Source organism: Paraburkholderia panacisoli (genome assembly GCF_008369935.1).
Lineage (GTDB): Bacteria > Pseudomonadota > Gammaproteobacteria > Burkholderiales > Burkholderiaceae > Paraburkholderia > Paraburkholderia panacisoli.
This window is the reverse complement of record NZ_VTUZ01000037.1, coordinates 20,631-33,564: the sequence shown is the minus strand read 5'-3', so window position 1 is coordinate 33,564 and position 12,934 is coordinate 20,631. Positions and strand designations below refer to the sequence as shown.

General features: G+C 60.2%; 7 protein-coding genes. 6 read left to right on the top strand and 1 reads right to left on the bottom strand.

Going from position 1 to position 12,934, the window contains the following annotated elements; genetic code table 11:
- Positions 1-25: 25 nt before the first annotated feature.
- The 6 genes from FVF58_RS37195 to FVF58_RS37170 all read left to right on the top strand — a co-directional run bounded on the left by FVF58_RS37195 (position 26) and on the right by FVF58_RS37170 (position 11,554).
- Positions 26-3,403, top strand: coding sequence for a methyltransferase domain-containing protein (locus tag FVF58_RS37195; RefSeq protein WP_149674690.1), 3,378 nt, complete (start codon positions 26-28; stop codon positions 3,401-3,403).
- 18 nt (positions 3,404-3,421) lie between these two features.
- Positions 3,422-4,678: a glycosyltransferase family 4 protein gene (locus tag FVF58_RS37190; RefSeq protein WP_149674689.1), complete on the top strand. Its 1,257-nt coding sequence runs from the start codon at positions 3,422-3,424 to the stop codon at positions 4,676-4,678.
- A gap of 106 nt (positions 4,679-4,784) precedes the next feature.
- Positions 4,785-5,276, top strand: a complete 492-nt coding sequence (locus FVF58_RS37185) for an acyltransferase (protein WP_425469004.1) — start codon at positions 4,785-4,787, stop codon at positions 5,274-5,276.
- A 45-nt stretch (positions 5,277-5,321) separates the two neighbouring features.
- Positions 5,322-6,275 (top strand): glycosyltransferase family 2 protein, encoded by a 954-nt coding sequence (locus FVF58_RS37180; RefSeq protein WP_149674688.1) that lies wholly within the window; start codon positions 5,322-5,324, stop codon positions 6,273-6,275.
- Positions 6,276-6,327: 52 nt separating this feature from the next.
- Entirely contained in the window at positions 6,328-7,824 is a 1,497-nt protein-coding gene (locus FVF58_RS37175) for a mannose-1-phosphate guanylyltransferase/mannose-6-phosphate isomerase (RefSeq protein ID WP_149674687.1), read from the top strand.
- Between the two features lie 568 nt (positions 7,825-8,392).
- Positions 8,393-11,554 carry a glycoside hydrolase family 99-like domain-containing protein gene (locus FVF58_RS37170; RefSeq protein ID WP_188131050.1) on the top strand — a complete coding sequence of 1,054 codons (3,162 nt, stop codon included), beginning with the start codon at positions 8,393-8,395 and terminating at the stop codon, positions 11,552-11,554.
- Positions 11,555-11,696: 142 nt separating this feature from the next.
- On the opposite strand, the gene FVF58_RS37165 is transcribed toward FVF58_RS37170, so the two are convergent.
- Complete coding sequence (locus FVF58_RS37165) at positions 11,697-12,746, bottom strand: hypothetical protein (protein ID WP_149674685.1); 1,050 nt, start codon at positions 12,744-12,746, stop codon at positions 11,697-11,699.
- Positions 12,747-12,934 lie beyond the last annotated feature (188 nt).

Genomic DNA, 12,934 nt, shown 5'->3' with positions numbered 1-12,934 from the left:
ACCCGCCGCAGTCAAGGCATTCGTTATGACGAGTCAAATCAGGCGCCTGCGCTTCGGGCGTCAATCCAGCGGCGTGCAGCAATTTACGGGCGAACGGTATATTCCGGCCGTTTCCGGCGCTATCCAGTACGAGCACTATCACCGCTATCTGTTCGCTGCGCCGATATGCGAGGGAAAGGACATTCTCGATATCGCGTCTGGCGAAGGATACGGCGCTGACGTGCTTGCTCAGGTGGCGCGCACGGTGGTGGGTGTGGATGTCGATGCCGAAGCAGTCGGCGCAGCCCGTAATCGCTATGTCCGGGACAATCTTCGCTTCGAGCAAGGCAGCGCTACGCTGATACCGCTGCCTGACGCGTCGGTCGACGTCGTCACGTCATTTGAAACGCTGGAGCATTTTCGCGAGCATGAGCAATTCATGCGCGAGGTGTGTCGCGTGTTACGTCCGAACGGACTATTGATCGTTTCCACCCCGAACCGGCCTGTCTATTCGCCCCCCGGTGCGATGCCAAACGAATATCATGTCCGTGAACTCGATCGCGCCGAGTTCGTGCAATTTCTGGGCGTTGGGTTTACGAACATCAATCTCTATGTGCAAAAGGCCAGCGCCGGGTCGATCATTTTCCATGAAGAACACGGTGCTGCGCGCGACGTGTCGTTGTGGACGGAAGTCGATGCCGGCACTTATGAGCGCACCAGCACAATTCCCGGCGCTGTCTATTTCGTTGCGCTTGCCACGAACGGCGAACTTCCGGCCATCGAAGGAACCATTCTCGATTGTTCCCACTCGTTCCAGGAGTACGACCGGGTGCGCAACGAGCAGGTCGGACAGCAAGCCGGTGATATCGCCCGGCTGACCTTCGAAACAATGCAGCGCGCGGACGAGATCGGCCGCCTGACCGCGGAAACCGTACGATTGACCGAAGCCGTTGTGAAGCGCGATGCGGATATCGGCCAGTTGACAAGTGAAACGGTCCGTTTGAACGCAGTGATCGTCGAGCGCAACCAGGAACTCGAACGCGTAGCGGCGGAGCAACGGCAGCGGGACGCGGAGCTCGCTTGTCAGCAACAGGCGCTGGCGACGCTGGCCGATGCGCAGACGCCCAGGCATCTCGTCGAAACCTTGACGCAACAGATGGAGACGTTTTCCGCCAGGCTGAAGACGATGAGCTCGCCAGCGACCGAGGCGACGGGAGCAGGGCCGGATCTCGACGATCCGCTCGAAGCTGACACGGTTCACGCGCTGCGCACGCAGAACCGCGCCTTGCACGCCGAGATCGAATCCCTTCGCGCGTCCTTCTCGTGGCGCGTGACGAGACCGGTGCGTCTCATCAGCACGCGCTTGCTGCGTCCGGCGAAGGCACGTGCCAGCGTGCTGCTCGGTCGCGCGCCGCGACAACCGGCCGCGGCTAACCGCTCGGCGCGTATCGCGATGGCGCTTCCCGCGAATTGGCGCGATGTCCCGTTCGTGCCTTTCGAAAAGCCTCTTCGTACGCGGGTAACCATCGCAATGATCGCTTCGCGCGAGGCGACGACGCTCGACGCGAGCCTGCGCATGCTCAGCGCGACACTCAAGAGCGCCGATACGGAAGTGATTGTGATTTCGGACGCGGAGTCGCCGGTCGCGGCGCAAAGAGGCGTGCAGGTGCGTCACGCTCCGGACGCGACGATGCACATCACCGGCGTTCGCGACCGTATCGGCGAAGTGGAAGGCGAGTATCTGGTTCTCATGTCGGACCGGCTCGCCGCACATCCGGGCTGGCTCGACGCGATGCTGGAACTGTTCGATCGATTCCCTGACGCGGGCGCAGTCACTGGGCTGCTTCTCGATGAGAAAGGCGATGTCATCGCCGCGGGATCGGGCGTCTCATCGGACGGGCGCCTGGTTGCCAACGCGAGCGGTAGCGCTGCCGACGATTCGCGTGTGGCCTCCGTCGCGCGAGTATCGGCGGCATCGCCGGGCATATTGATGGTCCGCGCGAGCCTGTGGCGGCAGTTGTCCCCGCAATTGATTGCAGGCGCGCCGTTCGAGGCGGGCATCGCTTCGCTTGCGCTGTTGCTGGCAAGCGAAGCCATTCATACCTACTGTCAGCCCTTCGCGCGGTTCTCGTTCGTCAGCGACGCCGCACGCATTCCCGCACCGAGTCGCGACGCGTGGGACAACGCGTATCAAGGTTGGCAGTTGCGCGACCGTTTCGAAACCGTGTTCGCCAATTACGCGGGCACCACGGACGTGCTGCCGCTGGCGACGAGACCGAAGATCGTGATCGTCGATGCATTCGTTCCGAAGCCCGATCAGGATTCGGGATCGGCCGACCTGTTCTGGTACATGCGTATCTTCCAGGCGTTCGGCTACGAGGTGTGCTTCATCGCGGCGTTCGAGCAAGTCGAGCCACAGCCCTATGCGGACTTGCTGCGTGGCTGGGGATTCCGTGTGCTGATCGCTAACGGCATGATTTCGCTGCAGGAGATCACCACGCGCGAAGCAGTGACGGCTAATCTCGTGATGCTGCAACGGATCAGCGTCGCGAGTCATCTGGTCGATACTGTGCGCCGCACCGCGCCACGCGCCAAACTCGTGTTCAGCACCGTCGATCTGCATTACCTGCGTGAAGAGCGGGCGGCGATCGTCGAGCGTTCGGCGTCCGCACTGAGTCATGCGCTCGAAGTGCGCCGCGCGGAATTGCATGCGATCGGCGTGGCGGACGCGACGACCGTCGTGAGTCACGTCGAGCGGGATATCGTGAAGCGGCTCATGCCGGCGGCCAATGTCCACCGCATCCCTATTCCGCGTATTCCGACGCGCGCTCCGACGAGCTTTGAAGCGCGACGTGGCGTTGTGTTTATCGGCGGTTTCGCGCACCAGCCGAACATCGACGCGGTGAAGTATCTCGTCGGCGAAATCTGGCCGCTCGTGCGCCGCCGCTTACCGGATATCGAACTGCAAGTGGTCGGCAGCAACGTGACGCCCGATATCGCGGCGCTCGACGCGCCGCAAGACGGCGTGCGCATCGTGGGATTCGTGGAGGATCTGTCGTCCATCCTGGATCACGTGCGCCTGTCGGTTGCGCCCTTGCGCTTCGGCGCCGGCGTGAAGGGTAAAGTCGTATCCAGTCTGCTTCACGGCGTGCCGTGCGTGCTTAGCAAGGTGGCGAGCGAGGGCATGGGTCTTGTCACGGGCGAACACATCCTCGAGGGCGACACGCCGCAACAACTGGCCGACGAGATCGTGCGCCTGCACGAGGACGCCGAACTCTGGCAGCGTCTCGCCGATGCTGGTTTCCAAGCCGCGCTGTCGGAGTTCTCAGTCCGCACGGTGGCGGAGTGCTTTAGGACCATGCTGGAGTCGATCGGGCTGGGCAAGACGGTCGACGAAACCGGGCTGCGCTTCCTTCCTCAATAAGAATCTGAATCTCGAGCCATGACGGTACTCAATCTCGTGAAGCGCCTGTTCGCGCCGAAGACAAAACCCGTAACTTTCGAGCGGCCCGACATCGATCCCAACAAGCTCCGATTGCTGATCGAACTCGCGTCGTTCGACAAGGGCGGCCTGGAGAAAGTCGTGCTCGACTCGGCCATCGCCTTCAATCGCAACCGCTTCGACGTGACTATCGTCACAGCGGGCAAGGTCGGACATCTCGGCGCGGTGGCGCGCGAGGCGGGGTTGCGCGTCATCGGCCTGCCGGAGCACGACACGCTCGCAGCGTATGGCCAGCTGCTGTCGAAACTCGAGCCTCATCTCGCGATGTCTCATTTCTCGTATGTCGGCTATCCGCTGTTTGCGGAGTTCGGCATCAGGAACATCACGTTCATACACAACGTCTATGCGTTCTTCTCGGCCGAGCAGGCGCGCGCCTTCGCCGACAATGACCGATACGTGGATCGCTATATCTCGGTATCGAAGAACGCGACGCGCTATGCGGCCGCGAGGCTCGGCGTCGAGGCGGAAAAGGTGATTACCGTGCCGAACGGGCTCATCATCAGCGAGCACGAGGCGCGAGAGAAGAAGCCGGGAACGTTGCGCCGCTCAGACCTTGGCATCGCCGAGACGGACTACGTGTTCGCCAACGTCGCGTCGTATAACCTGCACAAGGGTCACTATGTGATGGTCGACGCGATGAAGCGCATCCTCGCGAAGCGCTCGGACATCAAGATCCTGTGCGTGGGCAATCCCGTGTTTGCGCCGCACGTCGAGGCCCTGAAGCAACAGATCAAGCGCGACGGTCTGGAGCGGCACATCCTGATGCCCGGCTACGTCGCCGACGTCGCGGAGGTGCACCGCATCGCCGATGCGTTCCTGCTGCCTTCCTTCATTGAAGGCTGGAGCATCGCGATGAACGAGGCGATGTTCTACGGCAAGCCCATGGTCCTGACCGACACGGGCGCCTCTGCCGAGGTCATTGAAAACGACGACATCGGCATCCTGATTCCCAACGAGTACGGCGACACCACCGAACTCGACTCGGTTACACTCGATCAACTGGCCTATGCGCCGCGTGCTTACACCATCACGTCGCGTCTCGTCGAAGCGATGGAGACGTTGGCAGATCATAGGGAGGAATGGGCAGCGCGTGGCGAGCGCGGGCGCGCGAAGATTTATTCGTCGTATGATTTCAATGACATTGTGCGGCGTTACGAAGAGGTCATCGAGGAGGTCGTGCGTGAGCAACGTCGCTAACCGGTCGCTTGTGGGAAGAGTCGTGGAACACCTGCGTCGCGTATGGCGCTTTTTTCGCTGGCGCTACAAACCCGCCGTGTGCTTCTACCTCGGCAACCATCTTTTCATGAACTACATGCCGTACGGCATCCGGCACTGGTTCCTGCGGCGTTTTTGCATGGTGCGCATGGGTGTGGATTCAAGCATCGCGATGGGTTGCTTCGTGACCGGCTATCACATCGAGATCGGCTCGAACACCGTGATCAACCGCTACACCTATCTCGACGGACGCGTGCCGCTCAAGATCGGCAACAACGTGAACGTCTCGCACTACACGCTAATCCAGACCTTGACGCACGATCCGCAGAATCCGGATTTCGTCTGCCTGTGCAAGCCCGTGGTGATCGGCGATCACGCGTGGATCGGCGCGCGCGCCATCATCTGCCCGGGCGTGACGATCGGCGAAGGTGCGGTCGTGGGCGCGGGCGCGGTCGTCACGCGCGACGTAGCGCCTTATACGATCGTGGGCGGAAATCCCGCGCGTTACATCAGGGACCGCACGCGCGATTTGCGCTACCGCTCGAGATATTTCCCGTTCTTCGATACCGACATCCAATAATTTTTCAGTGACGCCGGGCCCGGTGCGGCTCGATCCGAGACCTCCATGTTCAAGTTCCTCAAAAAGGATGCAGGGCCTTCGATTTCAGTTGTAGTGCCGCTCTACAATCATGGCCGGTACATCAAGTCGACGCTCGAAAGCGTTCTCGAACAGACCTCCGCGGCAGACGAGATCATCCTGATCGACGACGGTTCGACCGATAACGGCTTCGGTACCGCCGAGCGCCTGCTGGAGCGCACGCCACGCGCGCGTCTATTCAGGCAGGAAAACGCGGGCGCACACAACACCATCAATCGCGCCATCGGCATCAGCCGTTCGCAATACATCGCGGTGCTCAACTCGGACGACCTGTTCGCACCGAAGAAGCTGGAGCGCTGCCGCGAATTGATCGCCCAGCGCGGCACAGCCGACCTGATCGTCGGCGGCGTCGGCATTATGGACGACGATGGCGCCCGGCAGCGCGGCGGCGTCGCAATCGACTGGCTCGCACGCTCGCGCAAGTTCCTCGAAAAATATGGCCTTCCGCAACTATCGCTCGTGAACGAGAACTACGTCGCGACTACGTCGAACATGGTATTTTCGCGTCGGCTGTGGGATTTATCGGGCGGTTTTCAGCCGCTTCGATACTGTCATGACCTCGACTTCCTGATGTTTGCCTTCGAGTTCGGCTCGGTGATCCTCGATCTCGACGAGGAGCACATCGTTTATCGCGTGCATCAGGGCAATACGATCAAGGAAGATCTGTCGCGCGTACGTGTCGAGATTGCCGCCGTGATCGCCGAGGCCCTGCATCAGTCCGGTCCTCGCCTGTTGTCGCCCGCGTTCGGCGAACTCGACCTGGAGGCATTCACCGAAGTGTTGCGCAACAAGAACGTGAGCGACATGCTGTGTTTTTTCCAGGCGGTTCGCCCTGCATTCGCGACGCGCACCGCGTTCTACGATTACGCCACGGGCCCGAAGCTCAACGAGGCGTTTCGCCGAATCGTTTCACCGGCCTGACGATCGTGCGGCCCGCGTCGTTCGTCGTCGTGCATCCATTCAGAGTAACAGCATGAGCAATCCGTCTTCCACGGACGCTGGCACCGCAAGGGCTGGCGCCGACCATCTCCCCGTTCAGGCCGTCATTCTCGCGGGAGGCGCGGGAACGCGCCTTTGGCCCCTGTCGCGCGAGCAGTATCCGAAGCAGCTAATCGGCCTGCTCGGCGACGATTCGCTGCTGCAATCGACGGCTCGGCGTCTCGATGGCCTGGCGTCGCACCATCCGGTTTCGCCGCACACCATCGTCGTTTGCGGGGAAGAACATCGCTTCAACGTGGCTGAGCAATTGCGGCAGAGCGGCGTTCGCGCCCGGATCATCCTCGAGCCGGCTGGGCGAAACACGGCGCCTGCACTGACACTCGCCGCGCTTTCGCTGGTCGAGGGCGGGCATGACGCCATCATGGTCGTCATGCCGTCCGACCATGCGGTGACGGACGAGGCCGTCTTTCGTGCCCGCGTCGCGGATGCTGTCCGGTGCGCGGGGGACGGGAACATCGTCACACTCGGCATCGTGCCGTCCCGTGCGGAAACGGGCTACGGTTACCTGCGCGTCGGCGAGGAGCTCGGCGAGCGCAACACACATCGCCTCGACCGATTCGTTGAAAAACCGTCTCGCGAACTGGCACAGAGGTACCTCGACTCGGGCGAGTATCTCTGGAACAGTGGCCTGTTCGTGCTGCAAGCGTCGGTCTGGCTGCGCGCGATTGCGCAGTTCGAGCCGTTGATTCACGCCGCGTGCGTCGACGCGTACAACGCGAAGTCGCGCGATGTCGATTTCCTGCGTGTCGATGCCGCGTTGTTCGTCTCGTGCCCGTCCCAGTCCATCGACTTTGCCGTGATGGAGCGCATCACCGATCCGGGTTCGGGCTATCAGGTGGCCGTAGTGCCGCTAGACGCTGGCTGGTCGGATGTCGGCGCATGGGACGCCGTCTGGGACGTGCTGCCGAAAGACGCCGCCGGAAATGTGACGCGCGGTCGCGTCATGCTCGACGGCGCGTTGAATACGCTCGCGTATTCGGAAGGGCGCCTGATCGCGTGCGTGGGTACGGAAGACCTGATCGTCGTCGAAACGCCCGACGCGATCCTCGTCGCGAAGCATTCCTCCGTGCAGAACGTCAAGGCGATCGTGGCACGTATCAAGAACGAGAAGGGGACCGAGGCGAATTTTCACCGCAAGGTGTATCGGCCATGGGGCTACTACGATTCGATCGATGAAGGGAAGGGCTTTCACGTTAAGCGCATAGTGGTTAATCCGGGGGCGCGGTTGTCTCTCCAGATGCATCATCATCGGTCGGAGCACTGGATCGTAGTTCGGGGGACCGCGCGCGTCACCCGCGGGGACGAGAGCTTCCTGTTGTCCGAGAACGAATCGACTTATATCGCTCTTGGTCAGACGCACCGACTCGAGAATCCGGGCAAGTTGCCGCTCGAGATGATCGAGGTGCAGTCTGGCACTTATTTGGGCGAGGACGACATCGTCAGGTTTGACGATCATTACGGCCGATCGTGATTCGGAGTGTGGAAGCTAACCTTGGCCCGCGATTGACGCGCTGCTGTCAAGCGGGCGTAAACACGAGATAGTGCCTGGATAAATTGGCATATAGTGTCAGGTTGCTGAAATAGGATTATTCCTAATTTGTCAGAGCTCTAAACTCCGGCCTTCGTTCAATTTGTAGTGAATCGCGCTAGTCACTAGGCGAGCAATCATCCCCGCACAATCTTTCGATATGTGACGGCGCAGTATATGCTCCTGCCGCGTCAGTACGGACGACAAGCTTTGTGAAGCGTTTTCGACACCGCGGATTTGGGTTTTCAAGGAATTAAACGTGAACAGTAATCGAGCAAATTTGGCTGTTGACAGTAAGCTTCGTCCGAATACGGCCGAGGACACACACGCGAGAGGTTTGCTCAATCCGCCTGTGTCAGCGGATTCGGCGCATTTGATCGATGCTTGCGAATTGTTGGGAATCGGTCCGGAGATGTTCTGGAGGCCGGAACGGTTGGTGCAGTTCGAGCATTGGGTTGGTCATATTCCTTTCGCGTTCTGGCTGATCGGGGCGGCGCGTCCTCGCACGCTCGTGGAACTCGGCACGCATCGCGGTAACTCATACTGTGCGTTTTGTCAGGCGATCTCGCGATTCGACTTCGATTGCCGCACCTATGCCGTCGATACATGGCAAGGTGATATGCACATGGGTTTTCAGGAAGGATTGCTGGAGGAGTTGCGGGCCCATCACGATGATCGCTACGGCGCGTTCTCGTCACTGCTGCAGATGACCTTCGACGAGGCTCTGGCGCGATTTCAGCCGGGAACCATCGATCTGCTCCACATCGACGGCACGCATACTTACGAGTCGGTCAAGCACGATTTCGAATCTTGGCTCCCGCTGCTGTCCAGCCGTGCGGTTGTGCTGTTCCATGACATCAATGTCCATCGGGAAAACTACGGGGTCTGGCGGTTGTGGGAAGAATTGAAGGAAGCGTATCCGAGCTTTGACTTCCTTCACAGCTATGGGCTCGGTGTGCTCGGCGTCGGCAAGAACCTGCCACCTCGTGTTGCCACGCTGTTCGAATCGAATAGCGAGTTGGCTGCCACCGTCCGCAATCTTTTCTCGGTGCTCGGAGAACGTCTGACCGCTGGGTTGCGTTCCGAAGCGTTCGAAAAAGAGGCGGGTGCGCTTCGCTCGGAGGCGTGCGCGCTCCGTTCCGCGGTCAATGATCAGGAAGTGCAAAAGCAGGCTCTCCGGGATCAGAACGCGGCGCAGCTCCAGGCGCTTCAAAGCGAAATCAACGCCGGAAAGCGTGACCTCGAAGCAAGGTTTGCAAGCGACAACGCACAGCTCAGAGCGGCCGCAGAATCGGCGCGGCTCCAGAAGGACAGCGTGGAACGTGCGTTGCACGAGAAGAATGTCCAACTCGAGGAGATGCACCGCAAGTTCCTCGAAGTGCAGCGCAGGTCGTTTGCCGCAATTCGAGAGATCAACGAGGCGAGGGAATCCTTCCGGGTCGCGGAAGCGAAGGCTCACAACCTCGAGCAGGATATGGTTAAGGTTGTGGAGGAGGGTGCGAGCGCTCAGCGCCGTGCGACAGAGGCCACCGAGTTGTTGCGTCAAATTGAGAACAGCACGTTTTGGAAGGCGTCGTTTCCGTTGCGTCGTGCGCTGGCGTCTCAATCGCCCGCGGCCCGCCGTCGTGCTCGCAGGCTGTTGAGACTGGCGTGGTGGACGATTACTCTGAAGCTGCCGAGCAAGCTCAGCGAGTGGAGAGCGGTGCAGCGGGCACTCGCGACAGGTGCGGTGGCGGAGGCGCCCCTGCCTGCCGCGCTCGCCGCGCCCTGCATCGCGGCGGCGCCGCTGCCGGATTTCTTCGAAATCAAAACTATGCCTCGCTCGGGCCGGATAGCGGTCGTCGTGCACCTCTATTACGAAGATTTGTGGCCGGAGATTTGCGCGGCGCTAGGTGCCATCGAAGAATCCTTCGACCTCTTCGTCAGCGTCCAGTCGGCTGCGTCCGAGCGCATCGTGAACGACATCAAGTCCTTCTATCCGCTCGCCAAGGTGCTGCGCTTTGAGAATCGCGGTCGTGACGTCCTTCCGTTCGTGGCGCTGATCAATTCCGGTGTGCTATTCAATTATGAACTCGTTTGCAAGGTGCATACGAAGCGAAGCCTGCATCGCGAAGACGGCGATCAATGGCGCAACAGTCTGTTGGTTGGCGTCCTGGGCAGCAACGCGCACGCGGAGCGTATCGCGCGCGCCTTCGATACCGATCCGGACCTCGGTGTCGTCGTGGCTCAGGGCCAGATCTATGGCAGCCGTCAAGAGCATTGGGTCGACAACCGGTCGCGCGTCATCGAACTGGGCGGCCGCATTGGCCTAGACGAAGTCGCATCGGGAACGACGTTCCCGGGAGGCTCGATGTTCTGGATCAGGCCATTCCTGCTTCGATCGATCGCCGGTCTCGCGCTGACCCCGAACGATTTCGAGCCTGAACCGCTCGGCATCGACGGCACGACCGGTCACGCGGTGGAGCGGCTCATCGGACTCGTGTGCCGCGATGCGGGCATGCGCATCGAGGAAGCTAGCAGCTTGGGCGGCTCCTATCCTGTGATCGACACCAGCAGTGCACGCGCCGACATCGTGAACCCAGACATGATCGCGTATTATCTGCCGCAATTTCATCCCACGGATGAGAACGACAAGTGGTGGGGAACGGGCTTTACGGAATGGGCCAACGTCACGCGCTCGAAACCGCTTTACCAACACCATCGTCAGCCACGCTTGCCGGCCGATCTCGGCTTCTACGATCTCAGAATCCCCGAAGTGCGTGAGCGTCAGGCCGCGCTTGCGCGCCAGTACGGTATTTCCGCGTTCTGCTACTACTACTACTGGTTCGACGGACGGCGCATGCTGCACCGCCCAATCGACGAGATGCTGGCGAGCGGGCGCCCCGATTTTCCGTTCCTCATCTGTTGGGCCAACGAGCCTTGGTCTCGCAACTGGGACGGGGGAAATCGCGAGGTGCTGATGCCACAGAGTTATGAAATCGGCTGGGTGGAGCGCTTTGCCGCCGACATCGCGCCGATGCTTCGCGACCCGCGTTATTACCGGTTCAACGGGCGTCCGGTGCTGTTGATTTATCGCATCATGCACATACCTAACCGCGAAGCGGCGTTCGACCAGTTGCGCAAGTCGCTTAAGCAGCACGGCGTCGACGACATCTATCTCTGCGCGAACTGGGTCGGATTCGCGGACGAGGAATTGTGCCCTGACAATCCGCATAAGCTCGGTCTGGACCACTATGTCGGATTTGCGCCGCATCGAACCGCCGCGGCCCAGATCAACGATGTCGTCCGCAATCTGGTGCCGGAGTTCGACGGGAAGGTTTACAGCTACGAGTCGGCAGTGCAGAACGCCATAGAGAGTTTCAAGGCGAGCAGCGAGTATCTCCATCCGTGTGCGATGATGGGTTGGGACAACACGGCCCGGCGTCTTCATCGGTCGCATTCATTCCACGGGGCGACGCCGGCCAAGTTCCGCCGTTGGCTGCGCAATCTCGTCGTGCAAGAGCAAGGCAGCGTGCACGGCTCGCAAAGCATGATCTTCATCAACGCGTGGAACGAATGGGCGGAAGGGACCTATCTCGAACCGGACCGCGACTTCGGTCATGGTTGGCTCGAGGCCGTAGCATCGGCGTCGGGCATTCAACCACTCAGGCGATCGGGCTCGTCGGCGGTCTGATCGGCCGTGAACCTCGGTGGGCATGCGGTGCTAAGCCCACCGGGGTTGATAGAGGAAACAAGATAAGAAGCGTAGCGAATCGTTCAGCATCCGGGCATCATTGGCCGGAGAGCGGCTTCGTCCCCGGGCCTCGGTGTGAGATTTAGCGACCGGAATCGCGCCAAGCGTCGACGCATTGTTGTGCAAGCGCCCGGGCGGCATCGGCTTGGTTGCGGGCCCGCATGAGCGCGATGTCGCGTATGGCGTTCTGCGTCTCGAAGGAGAACATCTTCTGCATGCTGATTCGGATCGGCGCGGAGGCGGACACATCGCCCTCGGGAACGAGTCCGGCCGACGGGATGCCGAAGTAATCGCAGACTCTCTTGTTTGAATATGCGAATCTCTGCTCGAGTTCCCGACGTAGTGCGGCCGTCGTCGCGATAGGCTCAGTGAAAAGCCCGAAAAGCTGGTCGATGACTGCTGTTTCATGACTATCAAGATCTCTCTCGACTCGGTTGCCATAAAATTGTGTTAGAGAGACTTTGCTGGGGTATCGAACGTTGGCCCTCGAGTGAAGTGACGGCGGCAGCGCCGAGAGCGGGATTCCGGCGGTGTTGTAGAAGTCCAGGATCGGCGACTCCTCCAGCATCCTTTCGTAACTGCGGAAGACGATTTTGCAGTCCGGGAGCTGCATTAGACTGGTCGCCAAGTTCCAGTAGTTGAACTGGAATTGCCATTCCTTCAGCCGGAGTGATCCGTGGGCGAGCGCAGCGTCGGCGAATTCCGCGTACTCGTCGCCAAATCCGTATTTGAGCATTTCTTGATAGAGGGACTCCAAGTATGAAACCTGACTTCGGATGTAGACGATAAATGTAACGGACCTTCCGATGGAACGTGCGCGTTGTAGAAGTGGAAGAAATCGTTTTATTCGACTTACGGAATTCTCGAAGTCTTCAGTCGATACAAGCACGTGGCCGTCGAACGCTTGAATCTCTTTGAATAGCGCGTCGAGGTCCCCATTTTCGCGATTGAAGCGGCGATCGCGAGCAATCTGCCATGCGATGTTATGGTGCCCGCTCAACTCATCGATGCGACCAGCAAGGGGATAAAGGAATCCAAGCGAACGCAGCCGATCGAATTGCTCGGCAAGTGCGATCTGTATTGTGGTGGTAGCCGTCTTATGAAGGCCGCAATGGACCAAGATCTGTCGCAAGAGCTTTTAATCCTCTTCGAAATTGTTTGCGCCCGGTGATAGGTCCGGGGTTATTCGGGCTTCCACCGGTCAGCGAGCGGCTCGCCGAGCATTAGAGATGTTTGTTCCTATTTACCCGACATCAGCGCTTTATGAACGGTCGATCGAGGAGAAACTCCACGATTGCGTTTGCACTTTGCTCGATTGCA

Coding starts and splice junctions, on each gene's coding strand:
- FVF58_RS37195 (WP_149674690.1), top strand. CDS start 26: ATGACGAGTCAAATCAGGCGCCTGCGCTTCGGGCGTCAATCCAGCGGC.
- FVF58_RS37190 (WP_149674689.1), top strand. CDS start 3,422: ATGACGGTACTCAATCTCGTGAAGCGCCTGTTCGCGCCGAAGACAAAA.
- FVF58_RS37185 (WP_425469004.1), top strand. CDS start 4,785: ATGAACTACATGCCGTACGGCATCCGGCACTGGTTCCTGCGGCGTTTT.
- FVF58_RS37180 (WP_149674688.1), top strand. CDS start 5,322: ATGTTCAAGTTCCTCAAAAAGGATGCAGGGCCTTCGATTTCAGTTGTA.
- FVF58_RS37175 (WP_149674687.1), top strand. CDS start 6,328: ATGAGCAATCCGTCTTCCACGGACGCTGGCACCGCAAGGGCTGGCGCC.